The 17,536-nt window shown below is 73.1% G+C and carries 10 protein-coding genes and 1 pseudogene; 3 read left to right on the top strand and 8 right to left on the bottom strand.

Annotation, left to right across the window (positions count from 1 at the left end):
- Positions 1-103 precede the first annotated feature (103 nt).
- From IEY73_RS00195 to IEY73_RS00185, 3 genes are read left to right on the top strand one after another with little or no spacing between them, the layout of a single operon-like run.
- Complete coding sequence (locus tag IEY73_RS00195; RefSeq protein ID WP_189076962.1) at positions 104-1,153, top strand: AAA family ATPase; 1,050 nt, start codon at positions 104-106, stop codon at positions 1,151-1,153.
- Positions 1,154-1,155: 2 nt separating this feature from the next.
- Positions 1,156-2,457, top strand: coding sequence for a DUF58 domain-containing protein (locus IEY73_RS00190; protein ID WP_189076961.1), 1,302 nt, complete (start codon positions 1,156-1,158; stop codon positions 2,455-2,457).
- A gap of 19 nt (positions 2,458-2,476) precedes the next feature.
- A complete protein-coding gene (locus tag IEY73_RS00185) occupies positions 2,477-4,951 on the top strand; it encodes a transglutaminase TgpA family protein (protein ID WP_189076960.1) in 2,475 nt (824 codons plus the stop codon).
- A 401-nt stretch (positions 4,952-5,352) separates the two neighbouring features.
- On the opposite strand, the gene IEY73_RS00180 is transcribed toward IEY73_RS00185, so the two are convergent.
- The 8 genes and pseudogenes from IEY73_RS00180 to IEY73_RS00145 all read right to left on the bottom strand — a co-directional run bounded on the left by IEY73_RS00180 (position 5,353) and on the right by IEY73_RS00145 (position 16,253).
- Positions 5,353-5,742, bottom strand: a complete 390-nt coding sequence (locus IEY73_RS00180) for an SCO2097 family morphological protein (protein WP_189076959.1) — start codon at positions 5,740-5,742, stop codon at positions 5,353-5,355.
- 103 nt (positions 5,743-5,845) lie between these two features.
- The gene (locus tag IEY73_RS00175) at positions 5,846-7,156 is read right to left on the bottom strand and encodes a DNA polymerase IV (protein ID WP_189076958.1); all 1,311 of its coding nucleotides are present in this window, start codon (positions 7,154-7,156) and stop codon (positions 5,846-5,848) included.
- Between the two features lie 112 nt (positions 7,157-7,268).
- Complete coding sequence (locus IEY73_RS00170) at positions 7,269-8,468, bottom strand: alkaline phosphatase family protein (RefSeq protein WP_189076957.1); 1,200 nt, start codon at positions 8,466-8,468, stop codon at positions 7,269-7,271.
- A complete protein-coding gene (locus tag IEY73_RS00165; RefSeq protein WP_189077742.1) occupies positions 8,465-9,196 on the bottom strand; it encodes a methyltransferase domain-containing protein in 732 nt (243 codons plus the stop codon). The genes IEY73_RS00170 and IEY73_RS00165 overlap by 4 nt, the downstream gene beginning before the upstream one ends.
- Before the next feature lie 64 nt (positions 9,197-9,260).
- Positions 9,261-12,701, bottom strand: coding sequence for an error-prone DNA polymerase (locus IEY73_RS00160; RefSeq protein ID WP_189076956.1), 3,441 nt, complete (start codon positions 12,699-12,701; stop codon positions 9,261-9,263).
- 108 nt (positions 12,702-12,809) lie between these two features.
- On the bottom strand, positions 12,810-14,744 hold the full coding sequence (locus IEY73_RS00155; protein WP_373292713.1) for a Y-family DNA polymerase: 1,935 nt from the start codon (positions 14,742-14,744) through the stop codon (positions 12,810-12,812).
- A gap of 125 nt (positions 14,745-14,869) precedes the next feature.
- A pseudogene (imuA', locus tag IEY73_RS00150) lies at positions 14,870-15,640 on the bottom strand (DnaE2-dependent mutagenesis accessory factor ImuA'); the annotation flags it as partial.
- 94 nt (positions 15,641-15,734) lie between these two features.
- Positions 15,735-16,253, bottom strand: a complete 519-nt coding sequence (locus tag IEY73_RS00145; protein ID WP_189076955.1) for an SAV_6107 family HEPN domain-containing protein — start codon at positions 16,251-16,253, stop codon at positions 15,735-15,737.
- Positions 16,254-17,536 lie beyond the last annotated feature (1,283 nt).

Here is a 17,536-nt window from a genome sequence, read left to right as displayed (position 1 = left end):
GCGGAGCGCCGGAGGCCCCACGCGACCGCCGGCCGCCCGCTGACCTGCGGTGTCCCGCCGTCCTCGGCCGTCGGCGGAGCACGAAGCGAACTGAAGGAGGCCCGTGACAACGCCAACCTGGGACGAGCCCGGCGGACCGCTGCCGAGCGAGGAGTTCCGAGCCGCGACCGACGCCATCATGGCCAATATCGAGCGGGTCATCGAGGGCAAGGAAGCGACCGTCCGGCTGGCGCTCGCCGTGCTGCTCTCCGAAGGCCACCTGCTGATCGAGGATGTGCCGGGAGTCGGCAAGACCAAGCTGGCCAAGGCGCTGGCCCGGTCGATCGACTGCTCGGTGCGGCGCATCCAGTTCACCCCCGACCTGCTGCCCAGCGACGTGACCGGAGTCAGCGTCTACAACCAGGAGACCCGCGACTTCGAGTTCAAGCCGGGGGCGGTGTTCGCCAACCTGGTGGTCGGCGACGAGATCAACCGCGCGTCGCCGAAGACCCAGTCGGCGCTCCTGGAATGCATGGAGGAGCGCCAGGTCACCGTCGACGGCACCACCTATGAACTGCAGGCGCCGTTCATGGTGATCGCCACCCAGAACCCGATCGAGATGGAGGGCACCTACCCTCTGCCGGAGGCGCAGCGCGACCGTTTCACCGCGCGGATCGCGATGGGCTACCCGGACCCGCGCGCCGAGCTGGCGATGCTGGGCGCGCACGGCTCCCTCGACCCGCTGAGCACGCTGCGGGCGGTCTCCGACGCGTCGCTGGTCCGCCGGCTGATCGCCACGGTCCGCGACGTGCACGCCGCAGACGCCGTGCAGCAGTACGCGATCGCCCTGGTCACCGCGACGCGGGAAGCGCCGGAGATACGCCTCGGCGCGTCGCCGCGGTCGACCCTGCAACTGCTGCGCACCGCCAAGGCGGTGGCCGCCCTGGAGGGCCGGGACTACGTGCTCCCCGACGACCTGCAGACGCTCGCCGTGCCGGTGCTGGCCCACCGGATCATCCCGACCACCGACGCGCAGATGAACCGCCGCACCACCGACGCGATCGTGGCGGAGATCGTGCACCGGCTGCCGCTGCCCCACGAACGCAGCCGCTCGCCGTACGACACCCGTCCCAGCGGTGACGGACGGGCCCGCTACGAGCCGCGGGGGCACTGACGATGCGGGAGGCCATGCGGGGACTCACCACCCGCGGCCGTTCGTTCCTGGCCGCCGCGGCCGCGGCCGGGCTGTCCGCCATCATCCTCGGCGAGCGTGACCTGCTGCGGGTGGCCGTGCTGCTCGCCGCGCTGCCGCTGCTCGCCGCCGCGTACGTCGGACGGAGCCGGTACAAGCTCGCCTGCACCCGGTCGCTGGAGCCCGGCCGCGCCCCGGTCGGGTCCACCGCCCGCGTCGTGCTGCGCTTGCAAAACCTGTCCCGGCTGCCCACCGGCACCCTGATGCTGGAAGACCGTTTGCCGTACGCGCTGGGCAGCCGGCCGCGGGTGGTGCTGGAACGGCTGGCCCCGCATCAGGCCAGCTCGGTCGGATACACGGTGCGGGCGGACGTGCGGGGCCGCTACCCGGTCGGCCCGCTGGTGATCCGGCTGACCGACCCGTTCGGCCTGTGCGAGCTGAACCGCTCGTTCCCCAGCGTCGACCGGCTCACCGTGATCCCGCAGGTCGTCGAGCTCCCCATGGTTCGGCTGACCGGCGAGTTCGCGGGCGCCGGCGACAGTCGCGCCCGTTCGGTGGCGGTGCACGGCGAGGACGACGCTGCCACCCGCGAATATCGCCGCGGCGACGACCTGCGCCGGGTGCACTGGCGGTCCACCGCCCGCACCGGCGACCTCATGGTCCGGCGTGAGGAACAGCCGTGGGAGAGCCGGGCTACCGTGGTGCTGGACACGCGGCAGTACGCCCACCAGGGCGAGGGCCCGGCCGCCAGCTTCGAGTGGGCGGTGTCCGCCGCGGCCAGCGTCGCCATGCATCTGCGCCGCGCGGGATACAAGCTGCGGCTGGTCACCGGCACCGGGGTGGACATCGACGGAAGTGAGATCGCCGGTGACGGGCTCATCCTGGATACCCTGGCCGACGTGAAACCGGCGCAGAACGGCGACATCTCGGTGTTGGTCGAGCATGTCCGGCGTCGGTCCGACGGCGGGCTGATCATCGGTCTGTTCGGTGCGCTGACCGTGCCGGAGGCCGAGGCGCTCAGCGGGCTGCGCGGCAACGGGGCGACCTGCATCGGCTTCGCCCTCGACACCTCCACCTGGATCGACGTGACCGAGGCCGACCGGGTGGCGGCCGACCAGGCGCGGGAGGCGACGACGCTGTCGCTGATCCGCAGCGGCTGGCGGGCGCTGCCGGTCGTGCACGGCGAGACCCTGCCCGCCCTCTGGCCAGCGGCCGGACGCGGCTCGCAGGGATTCGCGTGGCGGGCCGCGATGGCCGAGACGGTGGCCGGCGGCGGGCGCCGATGAGCACCACCGGAGGTAACGGATGATCGGGCGCAGGCGACTGGGCCTGGTGGCGGCGAGCGCCACCCTGCTGGCCTCGGCGCCGCTGTCGGCCATCTTCGAGAGCTGGACCTGGCTGCTGGAGTGCATCCTGGCCGTGGGGCTGGTGGCCGGCGCCGCCATGCTGGCCCGGACCGCACGGCTGCCCGACTGGGCTCAGGTGGCCAGCATGGTCGTGATGCTGCTGGTGGTGCTGACCTGGATCTTCCCCAGCGGCGACGAGGTCATGTCGCTGCTCCCCTCCACCCGCACGTTCGAGTACTTCGGCGACCTGTTCACCCAGGCGTCCGCGGACACCCGCTCGTACGGCGTGCCGGTCCCGGACCGCGACGGGCTGCTGTTCGTCACCGTCCTCGGGGTGGGCGGCTGTGCCGTGCTGGTGGACACGCTGACCGTGATCTTGCGCCGCCCCGCCCTGGCCGGCCTGCCCATGCTGGCCATCTACTCGGTGCCGGTGGCGGTCTACATCGACAGCGTCCCGGCGCTGCCGTTCGTCATCGGCGCGGCCGGCTTCCTGTGGTTGCTGGTCGCCGACAACGTCGACCGGGTGCGCCGGTTCGGCCGCCGGTTCACCGGCGATGGCCGCGACGTCGACGTCTGGGAGCCGTCCCCGCTGGGCGCGGCCGGGCGCCGGCTCGCGGTGGTCGGCGTGGTGGCCGCGGTGATCCTGCCGCTGGCCGTGCCGAGCGTCACCGGTGGCCTGCTGTCCCGGCTCACCCAGGTGGGGACCGGCTCCGGCGCGGGCGGCTTCGGCCCCGGCGCGGGCGGGCGGGTCAACCTGTTCGCCTCGCTCAGCGGCCAACTCACCCAGAACGACACCCGCGAGATGCTGCGGGTGACCACCACCGAACGCAGCCCCTTCTATCTGCGCCTCGGCGTGGCGGACGCGGTCACCGTGGAAGGCTTCAGCAACCGGACACCCACCGGCAACTCGCTGTCCCGCGGTCTGCCCGACCCGCGCCGCGACTCGGGAACCAACGAGGCGACGTACCGTCCCTACCACGCCAACGTGGAGATCAAGGATCTCAACATGGCGCTGGCGCCGATCTACAACTCGGTCGTCGACACCGACGGGCTGGACGGCGGCTGGTCCTACGACAGCAACCAGGACGTGGTGTTCTCCACCCGGACCACCACCCGCAATCGGCAGTACTCGTTCGACTACCTGCGCGCCACCTACACCCCGCAGCAACTGCGCACCGCCCGGTCGCTGCCGCGCAACGACGAGTTCCGGGTGCGATACACCAGCGTGCCCAAGGACAAGGTGGTCGACGACCTGGTGGCCACGCTGACCGGCGGAGAACGCACCGACTACGACAAGGTGCGCGCGATCTATGACTACTTCTCCGCGGACAACGGCTTCTCCTACCAACTGCAAACCGCCGGCACCTCCGGCTCCGACATCGCCGCGTTCCTGACCAACAAGGCCGGCTTCTGCCAGCAGTACGCGGCGGCGATGGCCTGGATGTCCCGGGCGGCCGGGGTGCCGGCGCGGGTCGCGTTCGGCTTCACCCGCGGCAGTTCGCGCGACGGGGACGCCTGGATCATCACCAACCGCAACGCGCACGCCTGGGCCGAGGTATATCTGGACGGCTTCGGCTGGGTGCCGTTCGACGCCACCCCCGCCGCCGGAGTGGCCGGGTCGACCCGCTCGCAGTGGGCCCCGGACACCGACGCGGTCGACCCGCTGCCGTCCGCGTCCGCGGGCGGCGCAGCGCCGGGGGCCGGCCCGTCCGCCGACGCCGGTGGGGCGGATCGTCCGGACCGCGCGTTCGACGACCCCAGCCTCGGCGCGGGAGGCGCCTCGCTGAGTAGCGGCCCGAGCGCCACCACGCTCTGGATCATCGGCATCGCGGCCCTGATCCTGGCCCTTCTGCTGGTGCCCGCGCTGCGGCGGGTGCTGGTCCGCCGCCGACGCCACGCCGCGACGGACACGCACACCACGACCCGGACAGTGACCCGGGCCGCGGACGACCCGGAGGCGCCGGGCGACTCGCGGGCGGTCACCATCACCACCGAGAGCGCGCGGGCGCGGGCGGACGCGCATGCCGCCTGGGACGAACTCATCGACACAATGATCGACTACCGGGTGACGGTCGACCCGACCGAGACGCCCCGGCACACCGCGCAGCGGCTGGTCCGCGAGGCGGAACTGAGCGGCTCGCCGGCGGCGGACTCGGCGGCGTTGCTGGGCCGCGCGGAGGAACGTGCCCGGTACGCCCGAGAACCGTTGCGTGGCGGCGAGCTCACCCGGGCACTCGCCCTGGTGCGCAAGGGACTGTCCCGCACGGCGACGCGACGGGACCGGCTGGTGGCAGCATTGATGCCGCCGTCGGTGATGCTGCGCTGGAGGCTGGGTGCGGCAGACGCCTCGGCCCGATGGATAGGCACCTTCGGCCGGGCGCGAGACGCGATGAGCCGCTGGAGCCCGCGCCGCCTGCTGGCACGAGCCCGCTGACGCCCCCCGGCGTCACCCGCGGCGCCCCCGGCGTCACCCGCGGACGCCCCCCGGCGTCACCCGCAGCGCCCGCAGCGCCCGCAGCGCCCGCAGCGCCCGCAGCGCCCCCGGCGCCCGGCCGCCGGGGGCGATCTTGAAGTTTCTGCGCCAGGCTTGCCCGGATACGAATCGATATGTCCGACCACTAACCTCAAGATCGACCGTCTTGGCACACCCCGTCGCGAATCGGGCGCACGATCTTGGAGATTGTGTGCCCGATTCGTGATGGCGAATCCGTCTTATCCGACCGGAAACTCCAAGATCGACGCACCCCGGGGCGTGGCGGGGTGGGGGCGGCCCGTGCGCGGATACGACGATGGCGGCCTGTTCGGCCGCCATCGGTCATCACTCGGGTCGCTCGGTCAGCGGTGCCCCTCGGGGCGTCCGCGCCATCGCTCCTCAAGCCGGTCGACGATGCCCGACTTGCGCGTGGACTGCCGGGTGCGGCGGGTGGCGTTGCCGCCGACCGCGTGCAGGTCGGTGGCCTGGCCCTTGCGACGGCTCTGCATGGCGAAGGCCGCGGCACCGAGCATCACGACGAAGCCGGCGACGCCGAGCGGCGTGTTGCTGCTCACCGTGCCATAGACCACCAGCGCTAGACCGGCGACGATGACGAAAGCGGCGACGACCAGTCGGCGCCGTGCATGGAAACGCGGGTCGCTGGCCCGCACAGCCGAGGCGAACTTGGGGTCCTCGGCAAGCGACCGCTCGATCTGATCGAACAGCCGCTGCTCGTGCTCCGAGAGCGGCACGGCATTCCTCCCCGGGCGCATCTCCGGCCCCGAGGTTGGGGTCGGTGTGAAGCAAGTGTGACCGATGACGCTAGACAGCCGTAGGGCTGCCTTAGAGGCAAGTTTACGAGCGGCTCGGCGGGTCGGAAAGCGGGACGACGGTCGAGTGCGGGTGATTTTCGGTTCGCCGCAGGTCACGAGAGCCCAGAAGGCTCGCGGGACCGACCACGGAACGGCCAAAACGGGCGGCCACCGCGTCGGCGGCCGCTTCGGCGTCCCGCCAACCGCGTTCCGGCTCGCCCAAGGTGAGCTGCCGGGACGCCGTGGCGGCGGTGAGGAGACCTTCCACCCGTACGCCGATAAGTCGGATTTGCCCGGTTGGCTGGAGGGCGAGGAACAACGCCCAGGCGATCTCGAAGATCTCCCGGGCCACATCGGTGGTCGTCGAGATGGTCTTGGACCGGTTCACGGTGCGGAAGTCCGCCGACCGCACCTTGATGGCGACCGTCCGTCCGGCGTGTCCGCCGGCCCGCAGCCGGGCGCCGACCTTCTCCGCCAGGGCGAGCAGGCTGCGCCGCAGGAGCCGCGGGTCGGACACGTCGGTGTCGAAGGTCATCTCCGCGCCGATCGATTTCTCCACCTGCTCGGCGACCACCCGGCGGGGATCCCGGCCCCAGGACAACTCGTGCAGATGGGCGGCGGAGGACTCACCGACCGCGCGGCGGAGCATGCCCAGCGGCGCCTGGGCCAGATCTCCCACGGTGCGCAGGCCCAGACGCTGCAGGGACTCGGCGGCGCGCTCGCCGACGCCCCAGAGCGCGGCCACCGGCAGCGGATGCAGAAACTCGATCACTCGCTTCTCCGGGATGACCAGCAAGCCGTCCGGTTTGGCCCGGGTGGAACCGAGCTTGGCGACGAACTTGCTCGGCGCCACCCCGACGGAACAGGTCAACTGCTGCTCCTCCCGCACACGGCGACGGATGTCACGGGCGATCACGGCGGGCCGGCCCAGCAGGCGCAACGCCCCGGACACGTCGAGGAACGCCTCGTCCAGCGAGAGCGGCTCGACCAGCGGGGTGACGTCCCGGAAGATCCGCATCATGGTCTCGGAGGCGGCCGAATATTCGGTGAAGTCGGGCGGCAGGAACACCGCTCGCGGGCACAGCGCGCGGGCGCGGGCGGCGGGCATCGCGCTGCGCACCCCGTAGCGCCGCGCCTCGTAGCTGGCCGAGCTGACCACGCCGCGCGGGCCGGTCCCGCCGACCACGACGGGCTTGCCCCGCAGCTCAGGTCGGCGGCGCACCTCGACGGAGGCGAAGAACGCGTCCATGTCGACGTGCAGAACGGTGCAGTCGGTGTCGTCGGCGTCCGCCGCAAAACCCGGACCGTTCCCCGGCGTCCGGCCCGCCGGACCGATCTGCTGACTGCGCCCCATGCGTTGCTCCCGTGTCAAGCCGTTGCCGGCAGGGCCCCTAGTCAAGCCGTTGCCGGCTGGGCCCCCCAGTCAAGCCGTTGCCGGTAGGCTAACCCCACCCACCGACAAAAACTCAGCGCACGATCAGCAGCAGCGGGATGGTCATCTCGGCGGCGGTCGAGGAGCCGTGGTAAGCCACGAGCCGGCCCACCGCGGGCGGCTCCCAGCCGGAGGCGAGCAGCACCGCCCGGTCCCGGCACAGCACCACCACCTCACCGATCCGGTCGCGATGCCCGGCCGGCACCGGACCGAACCATCCGTCGTCGATCGCCTCGTCGCGGGTCATCACCCGGGCGTCGGCGCCGAGCACCTCCCGGTACGCGGCGAGCACGTCGTCCCGGGCACCCGCCGCGGGGTACAGGTAACGGAGCCGCGGCTCACCCGCCACGGCGCTCAATCCGGCCGCCAGCGCCGGATCCGTGCCCAGGTCGTAGCGTCGGCCGGACGGCACGTTGAGCTGCCCGTGATCGGCCGTGACCAGCACCGCCGACCCGGGTGGCAGACCGAGCGCCAAACGGTCGAGCAGCCGGTCCACCCCGGCCGCGGCGGCGCGCCACGGCGGCGAGTCGATCCCGTCCTCGTGGCCGCAGCGGTCCAGGTCCGGGTGGTACCCGTAGACCAGCGCCGGGCCGGTGCCGGCCGACAGCGCGGCCAGCATCTGCCCGGCCAACCGGTCCGGGTCGGGTGCGCCACGGAAGCCGTCCCGGCCGTACGCGGACACGGTCAACCCGCTGCCCTCGAACTCCGGCCGGGTCACCGTGGTGACCGTGACACCGGCCGCCGCCGCGACGGCGAGCCGGCTCGGCACCGGCTGCCAGTCCCGCGGATCCGGGTCGTCACCCCACCGGATGTGGTTGAGGATCGCCCCGCTGGGCGTACGCACGGTGAAGCCCAGCACGCCGTGCGCACCCGGCGGCGTACCGGTGCCGAGGGTGACCAGGCTGACCGGTGTGGTGGACGGAAAGCCGGAGGTCAGGGTGCGACCGCCGGCCGCCAGACCGGCCAGCACCGGCGCGTGCGGCGCCATCAGCGGCAGTTGGTACGCGCCCATCCCGTCCACCAGCAGCACCGCGATCCGGTCCACGCCGTCCAGCGGTTCGCGCAGGCCGATGACGTCGGCCGTGCCCGGCACCCCGAGATGCGCGCACACGCTGGGCAGCAGGTCGGCCAGGCTGCCCACGCCGTACGCCGGACGCCGCTCGCGGAAGGCCTCGGACGGCAGGTGGTCCGGTGGCACCCGGGGCAGCTCGGACGGTGACGCGGGCGCGGTCACGGACGCCGGGCGAACAGGTGTAGCTGCGCGGCGATGTCCCGGAACGGTGGCCGCGCGGACAACTCCCTTTCCAGATCGAGCAGGGCCTGCGGATCGGACTCCACCATCGCCGCGGGCAGCAAATCGGCCAGCACCCGTACGCCGTGGGTCTCCTCGACCGTGAGACCCGCCTCGTCGAGCAGCCGGGTCGCGGTCTGCGCGTCGTACCGCCGCCGCAACGTGTCCCGCGGCCCGGCGCACCCGTCCGGGTCCGCCAGCAGCGCCCCGGCTGCCGCGAGCTGACCGTTCACCGCCCGGCCGAGCACCGCCGCCGCCCGGCCGGCCACCAGCACGCTGACCGCCCCGCCCGGACGCAACGCCCCGGCGATCGCCGCGACCACCTCGGCCGGGTCGTCCACCACCTCCAGGACGGCGTGGCACAGGATGAGATCCACGCTGCCCGGCGCGACCAGCCCGGCCAGCGCGTCCCCGTCGCCCTGCACCGCGCGCACCCGGTCCGGCACGCCCGCGTCGGCGGCCCGCCGGGTCAGCGCGGCCAGCGCATCCGGGCTGGCGTCCACCACGGTCACCCGATGCCCGGCCTCGGCCAGCGGCACCGCGAATCCGCCGGTGCCGCCGCCCACGTCCAGCACCGTCATCGGCCGGTCGGCGTGCCGTTGCAGCTCACGCCGTAACACCGCCCAGACCGCGGCGGTGCGGGCGGTGACGAGCGGCCGGGCGGTTCGCATCGGTGTGGTCTCCACAACCGCAGCGTATCGGTCACCGGGGCGGGCGAGGGATCGGTGGGCGACGTCAGCGGAAGTCGCGGGATGCCGGACTGATCGGCGGGGTGAGCGCCGTCAACCGGTCCGCCACCAGGTTCAGCACGCCCTCGGCCTTCTCCAGCCGCCCCCGCACCACCAGCGCCGCGCTGGTCCGGGCCACCCGCCGGTACTTCTGCCACAGTCCCGGCGAGCAGGTCACGTTGAGCATCCCTGTCTCGTCCTCCAGGTTGACGAACGTGACCCCGCCCGCGGTGGCCGGCCGCTGCCGGTGGGTGACGATGCCGCCCACCCGGATCCGGGTTCCCGCCTCGACCCGGCCGAGGCGGGCGATCGGCAGCGCCCCGGCACGGTCCAGTTGGTCGCGCAGGAACTGCGCCGGGTGAGCGTCCGGGGACAGCCCGGTGGCCCAGACGTCCGCCACCAGGCGGTCCACGTCCGCCAGGCCGGGCAGGGCAGGCGCGTCGGCACGCACCGCGGTGCCCGGCAACCGGTCCGGTTTGTCCTGCGCCGCGGCGCCGGCCGCCCACAGCGCCTCACGCCGGCTCAGCCCGAAGCTCGCGAAGGCGTCCGCGGTCGCCAGCGCCTCCAGGTGGGTGCCGCGGCACCCGGTCCGCCGGGCCAGGTCGGACAGGTCCCGGTACGGGCCATGGGCGCGGCGTTCCCGCTCGATCTCCCCGGCCAGGTCGGCTCCGAGGGTGCGCACGCTCGACAACCCCATCCGCACCGCCGGACCGCCCAGCCCCCAGGCGTGCGGCGGCTCCCCCGCCGGGGCGCCCCACCGGGTCCGCGCGGTCGATTCCAGGGTGGCCGCCGCGTCGCTGGCGTTGATGTCCGGGCGGCGCACCTCCACCCCATGCCGACGGGCGTCGTCGACAAGCGACTGCGGCGAATAGAAGCCCATCGGCTGGGCGTTCAGCAGCGCCGCGCAGAACGCCGCCGGGTGGTACCGCTTGAGCCAGGCGCTCGCGTACACCAGATAGGCGAAGCTCATCGCGTGGCTCTCCGGGAACCCGTAGCTGGCGAACGCGGACAGCTTGACGAACAGGTCGTCGGCCAGTTCGCCGGTGATGCCACGGTCGGCCATCCCGGCGTACAGGCGGCTCTTGATCCGTTCCATCTTCTCCGCCGACCGTTTGGACCCCATCGCCCGGCGCAGTTGATCCGCCTCGGCCGGATCGAACCCGGCCACGTCGATCGCCAGTTGCATGAGCTGCTCCTGGAACAGCGGCACGCCCAGCGTCTTCTCCAGCGCGCCCCGCATCAACGGGTGCGGGTAGGTCACCGGCTCGCGGCCGTTCTTGCGCCGGATGAACGGATGCACCGAGCCGCCCTGGATCGGTCCCGGCCGGATCAGCGCCACCTCGACCACCAGGTCGTAGAAGCGTTCCGGTTTGAGCCGCGGCAGGGTGGCCATCTGCGCGCGGCTCTCCACCTGGAACACCCCGATCGAGTCGGCTCGGCACAGCATCGCGTAGACCTCCGGATCGTCCAGGCGCATGGCGCTGATGTCCAGGTCGGACTCGATCAGGTCGTACGCGTAATGCAGCGCGGACAGCATGCCCAGTCCCAGCAGGTCGAACTTGACCAGCTCGATGGCCGCGCAGTCGTCCTTGTCCCACTGCAACACGGTCCGTCCCGGCATCCGCCCCCACTCCACCGGGCACACCTCGATGATCGGGCGGTCGCAGATCACCATGCCGCCGGAATGGATGCCCAGGTGGCGAGGGAAGTTCTGCACCGCGTTCGCGAAGTGCACCACCTGCTCGGGGATGTCCTCCGCGTCGATCGCCGCGACACTCCCCCAGCGGTCGATCTGCTTGCTCCAGGCATCCTGCTGGCCGGGTGCGAAGCCGAAGGCCTTGGCCATGTCCCGGACGGCCGAACGCGGCCGGTACGAGATGACGTTGGCGACCTGAGCGGTGTGCTCCCGCCCGTACTTGCGGTACACGTACTGGATGACCTCTTCGCGCCGATCCGACTCGATGTCCACGTCGATGTCCGGCGGGCCGTCCCGTTCCGGTGCCAGGAACCGTTCGAAGAGCAGGTCGTACTCGACCGCGTCGACGTTGGTGATCCACAGCGCGTAGCAGACCGCCGAGTTCGCCGCCGACCCGCGGCCCTGGCAGTAGACGCGTTCCCGGCGGCAGAAGTCGACGATGTCGTAGACGACCAGGAAGTAGCCGGGAAAGTCCAGCTCCTCGATCATCCGCAGCTCGCGATCGATCTGCTCGTACGCTCGGGGGTGCGCCTGCCGCGGCCCGTAGCGTTCCCGGGCGCCACGCAGGGTCAGCTCCCGCAGCCAGGTCATCTCGGTGTGCCCGGCCGGCACCGGATAGTCGGGCAGCCGGGGCGCCACCAGGTTCAGGTCGAAGGCCAGGTCCTCGCCGAACATGGCGGCGTTGGGCACCGCGGACGGGTACGCGGCGAACCGGCGGGCCATCTCCGCGCCGCTGCGCAGATGCGCGGCGCCCGCCGCGGGCAGCCAGCCGTCCATCTCGTCCAGGCTGCGCCGGGCCCGCACGGCGGCCAGCGCGGTGGCCAGCTTCCGCCGCGCCGGCACCGCGTAGTGCACGTTGTTGGTCGCCACCACCTCCAGTCCCCGGCTGCCCGCCAGCGCCGCCAGCGCGTCGTTGCGGTCGTCGTCGTACGGGTCACCATGATCGGTCAGCTCCACCGCGACGTTGCCGCGCCCGAACAGGGCGATCAGCCGGTCCAGCTCCCGTGCCGCGCCGGGCACCCCCTCGGCCGCCAGCGCGTACGGGACCACACCCTTGCGGCAGCCGGTGAGGATCAGCACGTGGTCGCGCAGCACCGCGGCGATCTCCTCCAGATCCCCGTACTGCGGCTTGCCCTTCTCCCCACCGCGTAACTGTCCACGGGCGACGGTGCGGGCCAGCCGCGCGTACCCCTCCGGCCCGTGCGCCAGCGCCAGCAGATGCCGGCCCTGCGGATCCGGCTCGCCGTTCTGCGGCATGGTGAGGTCGAGCGACAGCTCGGCGCCGAAGACCGTGGGCAGGTCCAGCTCCCGTGCGGCCTGGGAGAACCGGACCACGCCGTAGAACCCGTCGTGGTCGGTCACGGCCAGCGCGGTGAGCCCCAGCCGGGCGGCCTCTTCGGCGAGTTCCTCCGGGTGGCTGGCGCCGTCCAGGAAGCTGAAGTTGCTGTGGCTGTGCAGTTCCGCGTACGCCACCTCGCCGACGGAACGGACCAGGCCGGGCGCCGCATAGGGTTGTCGTTTGCGGCTCCAGGCGGGCGAGTCCCCGCCGTCCCCGTCCACCGCGAGCGGGTCGACCGTGTACCGCTGGCCCGGCGCGAGCGGACGCGGCCAGCCGTCCCGGCTGCTCTGGTCTCCTGGGCCGCTCTGTCCGCCTGGGCCGCTCTGGTCGCCTGGGCCGCTGGCCTGCTGGTCCGGGCCGGACAGCGCGCTTTCCAGCCGGGACCACGAGATCCGGGGGTTGTGGAAACTCACCGCCGCTCCTCACCGCCCCCGGCCACCGATGCCCCGGGCGCCGGCCTGTCCGGCACCGACCCGTCCGGCACCGGCCCGTCCGGCACCGGCCCATCCGGCACCGACGCCTCAGTCATAGACGGCCTCCACTCGCCAGTGGCCGTCGGCCAGCGACAGCAGAAACGCACGGCCGTCGGCGAGGGCGACCTGGAAGCGTGCCCGCCGCCGCGCCTCGGCCGGCGCCCACCACCGCTCGTCGACCGGCCACGGCCCGGCCCAGCCCGCAATCTCGACCGGGGCGGCCCGGTCGATGACGAGCCGGGCCGGTATCCCGCTGAGCTCCAACCGGGCGCTCACCCCGACCAGCACGCCGGCCGCGTCCGTCACCACGGCCGCCATCGGCTGGTCCAGCACCACCGCGGGCGCCGGGCGGGGAAGCCGTCCCGGCCACGGCGGCGACGCCGGCGGCGTCCCGGCCCGACGACTCGACCGCCGGGACCGCTGCGACCCGGCACCGGGCAGCCCGTCCCCCTCCGGCCCGGCACCACCTGACGGCGCGCCGTCGCCACCGGGCCCCTCGGCGCCACCGGCGATCGGGTGCAGGGCGGGGCGCTTGCGGCGTACCGGAACCGGCGAACCGCGCCCTGCAACGATCCGCAACCGTGTCGCGGGCGGGACCGGCTCCGCGGCTTCCCCCGCCGGACGCACGGCTCCCGGCGGCGGGTCCGGCATCGGTGCGCCGTCTGGGGGCGGAATCGGGGGGACGGTACGCAGCGGATCCGTGGTGATCGCCGCGACCGGGACGCTCGCCGGGCCCGGATAGGCTTCGCGGCGTTCCGCGGACGCCTTGGCCGCGGAGCGTTCGTCGCCCCAGGGCACATATCGCACCTGGTCGTCCGCGCTGCGACCGCCGTCCAGCACCGGGGACACCACCGCCTCCGGGCCGAGCAGACCTTGCACCCGGCTCAGTGCCCGGTGCGCCCGATCCCGCTCGGCGCCCGCGTCACCCCACAGGCCGGGTTGCAGTCCTAGGCGGACGATCACTCCGTCGGGCACCAGCCGCAGCCGCACCAGTCCCGCGGTCGGCCGGGCCGGGGCGCCGCGCCGGCCTCCGGTCAACCAGCCGTCCAGTTGCCAGCGCACCCGGTCCGCGATGGCCGACGGGGTGAGCAACCCGTCGTGCCGCCACACCCGGTGCAGTTCCTGCCCGTTCGCGGTGACCGCTTCGATGCCCAGCCGGGTGCAGGCGAGACCGTGCGCCGCCAGCCCGTCGTGCAGACGTTCGGCCAGCACCCGCCCGGCGAAGGCGGCCACGTCCACGCGGTCCAGCGGCTCGTCGTACGTGTCGGACACGTCCAAGTCGACCGGGGGTTTCCGGACCGCCAACGGCCGATCGTCCCGGCCGGCCGCCAGCCGGTGCGCCAGCGCCCCGTCCGGGCCGAACCGGGTCAGCACGTCCGCGTCGGGCAACGCCGCGAAGTCGCCCAGGGTCTGCACCCCGAGCCGGCGTAACAGATCGGTCAGGTCCGGCCGGTCCAACGCCTCGACCGGTATCGCGGCCAGGAAACCGGGCGTCTCCCCCGGCGGCACGATGCGACCCGCCCGCGCCGCGAGCCCGGCGGCGAACACGCCGTCCGCAATGCCCACCTGACTTTCCACCGCGCAGTTCTGGGCCACCTGTTCGACGATCCGCTCGGCGGCGGCCTCCTCTCCACCGAAGTATCGAGCCGGACCACGGGCGACCACCGCACACGCGCCCGGCCGGACGATCTCCACCCCCACGGCCAGGTCCTCGACTGCCGCCACCACCGGTTCGAAAGCGGCCGCATCCCGCCCCGGATCGTGCTCCACGACGATCAGGCGCGGGCACAACCGTTGCGCCTCACGCCGCCGCAGCCCACGCCGCACGCCTTCGGCCCGCGCGGCCTCGGAGCAGGCGAGTACCCGGTTGGCGTGCAGCACCACGACCGTCTCGGCAGCGGGCACCCCGGCGGCGATCTCCGCCGCGACGACCGGCCAATCCGGGCACCAGAGCATCAGCGTCCGCAGGTCCGGCGCGCTCACGACGACCCCCGAACCGCCGGGAAGGCGACAACTCGCGGTGTGACAGCACCGCCCGGCGTGACAGCACCCGGTGTGACAGCACCGCCCGGCGTGACAGCACCCGGTGTGACAGCGCCGCCCGGCATGATAGCGACGCCCGGCATGACAGCACCCGGTGTGACAGCACCGCCCGGCATGACAGCACCCGGCATGACGACAGCGCCCGGCATGACGGCACCCGGCATGACAGCGACGCCCGGCATCCACACGGTGAGCTCACGCGGCCGGGCGGCCGCGCCGCGCCCGCGGGCCAGGACGGTGACTCGACGGCGACGCAGCCGGCCCCGCCCCGCGCCCAGGCCCTCCCATCTGCTGTGGCCCACTTGCAGGGTGACGTCGGCGCCGTCCCAGCGGACGTCGGCACCGTCCCAGCGTCCGAAGGGGACCAGAACGCTTCCCCGCTGCCGCGCGCGAGCGGCGAGCCGGTTCGCCACCGACGCGGAGACCGGCCCGGGAACGGCGGCGACCACCATGTCCAGTCCGTCGATGAGGGCGGCGACCACGGTGGGCCATTCCGGGCCGGGATTGGGCACCAGCGCGAGGCGATCGAGCGCGATGCCGCTCTCTGCGGCCGCGATCGCGCCCAGCGTGGGCACACCGACCACGGCGCACCAGGAACCGGAACGTGATGCCGCGGACAGCAACGCCAGCAGCAGCGAGGTCCCGCCGCTCGCCGGAGCGGCCCGGCCGACCGCCACCGCCACGGTGCTCCCCCGCCGCAGGCCCCGTCCGGGAAGCAGTCCGCTCAACTCGGGCGCCACAGGCAGCACCCGGCGCAAGCCGGCTTCGGTGGTTTCCTCGGCCGTCCGGATCATTTCGGCCAGCGCGGCGGCCCCGTTGATCATCCGCCCCGCCATGGTGTTGCTCCTGTCGCCATTTCCGCACGAGCGGCACTCCGGGCCTCGTGCCTGCCAGCCAGTCCGCCTCCGTGTCCGGCTGGTATCGCTGCCCTTACGCCGCTGCTGGGGCTCGTTGCGCGGGCAGGCTCATCGTGTGGTCCAGTGGCGGCTGGTAGCTCAACCCCAGCGCCGACTCGACCACCGAGACGAACTGCTCCGCCGCTCGGAGCAGGTCATCCGCCTCGCGAGGGCTCACCACGCGGGGGATGCCGGCCTCCGCGGCAGCGCGCTTGCCCGCACCCAGGGCGAAGTAGCTCGCCCACTCACTGAACTCGGGAGCGACCATGACGAGCAGGGACCATGCGCTGGTCACCCGGCTGCGGCGCGACGGAGCAGCCGGGCGGGCACGGGCGGCGAGGACCGCGGCCGCCGCGCGCAGGGCAGCCAGATGGGCGGTCGCATAACGCAGGCCGTCGGGACCGGTCTGCGCCGCCTCGGCCAAGCCCTGGTGAGCGATGGTCAGCAGTTGGGCGGGAGTGCGGTGCGGCAGCATGTGCGCCGGCACCGTGGGCGCGTCGGGCCCGGGAATGAGGGCAGCAGCGGTCGGCGCGTGCGCCGTGTTGCTCGCCATGGTCATGTCTCCTCGCGTGTGTCGTATCCGACGTGCCGGGTCGAACCGATCCGCTGCGGAGGAAGACACAGCGGGGATGCCGAAAACGGCTGAGGCTTGCCGGCCGGGCGCAGAGCTTCCCCACGCCACGCCCGGCCGGGCCAGCCGGCGGGTCCGTCGTCCGCCGCCCGGGGGTCAAAGGGCGGCGGACGACGGTCCTGCCTGGTGCACAGGCCCGGATCCGCGAAAATCCGAGCCTCGTCTGCGGCGCTTCGCGGGTGCCGCACCCGGGAGCTGCGCCGCGAATCGCCACTCCCGGATCGTTAGCACGAAGGTTCGAATCAATCGAACACTCGTTCTAACTACCCAGAGACTAGCACTCACCTCCGACAAAAACGCAACGCCAACGTTCGCGCAGCTCAGAAGGGGTAAAGACGACCTTGGAGGACGCGGGTCAGCCCTTCGGCCACGCTCGAACACATACGAAGCCAATGGCAACCGGAGGGCAGACCGGGTGCCCCTCGACTTTGGCCAGTTCCTCCCGGAAGCCCCGAGGTCGACGCCGACCCGGTTCACGCCTCATATCTGTTTTGTCGGCTTCGGTGGCGGCGGGGCGGTGGGCGGCGTGGCCGCGGGGGCGGTGCCCGAGGAGGTTCGCCGACGTACGCGGGCGCCCGCGGCGAGGTCTGGCCGTAGCCGACGGCTGTCATCGCGCGCTCGGCCGTCGTTCCCGGACGTCATGCGCCTCGCGTGACAGCCCTGCACTACGGCCGACCAGAAGACGGCAGCCACCAGCAACGGCCGAGCAATACCCGAGCCAGGGTGACAACCACGAGCTACGGCCGGGCGGGTACCCGGGCCCAGGCTGACAACCACCAGCAACGGCCGGGCGGGTCAGGGCAGGCCGAGTCGGCCAACCGCGACGGCTGGACGCCGCGCCGTGGGCGGTCCGGCCGCCGACGGCCGGCCTACCGGTCACGGATCACACGGACCAGCACGACGGCGAAGTCGAGGTGACCGACTCGACATGGCATTTCCGACCTGTCCGACCACAGAGTCCAAGATCGGCGGGCTAGCGGCGTGACGCCGCATCGATCTTGAACATCGCGGTCGGACAAGTCGGTTATGCCAACCCAGAAAGGGCACCGAATCTTCAAGATCGACGGCCAGGGCGCGACCGGGCGGGACGCGACGGGCCAGGGCGGGACGCGACCGGCAGGGCGCGACCGGCAGGGCGCGACCGGCCAGGACGGGACGCGACGGGCCAGGACGCGACCGGCCAAGGCGCGACCGGGCGGGACGGG

This window comes from Mangrovihabitans endophyticus, assembly GCF_014646155.1.
In the GTDB taxonomy this organism is placed as follows: domain Bacteria; phylum Actinomycetota; class Actinomycetes; order Mycobacteriales; family Micromonosporaceae; genus Actinoplanes; species Actinoplanes endophyticus.
Note: the sequence above shows the minus strand (reverse complement) of the source record. Positions and strands in the feature narration are given on the sequence as shown.

Coding starts and splice junctions, on each gene's coding strand:
- IEY73_RS00190 (WP_189076961.1), top strand. CDS start 1,156: ATGCGGGAGGCCATGCGGGGACTCACCACCCGCGGCCGTTCGTTCCTG.
- IEY73_RS00165 (WP_189077742.1), bottom strand. CDS start 9,196: ATGCGAACCGCCCGGCCGCTCGTCACCGCCCGCACCGCCGCGGTCTGG.
- IEY73_RS00145 (WP_189076955.1), bottom strand. CDS start 16,253: ATGGCGAGCAACACGGCGCACGCGCCGACCGCTGCTGCCCTCATTCCC.
- IEY73_RS00185 (WP_189076960.1), top strand. CDS start 2,477: ATGATCGGGCGCAGGCGACTGGGCCTGGTGGCGGCGAGCGCCACCCTG.
- IEY73_RS00175 (WP_189076958.1), bottom strand. CDS start 7,156: ATGGGGCGCAGTCAGCAGATCGGTCCGGCGGGCCGGACGCCGGGGAAC.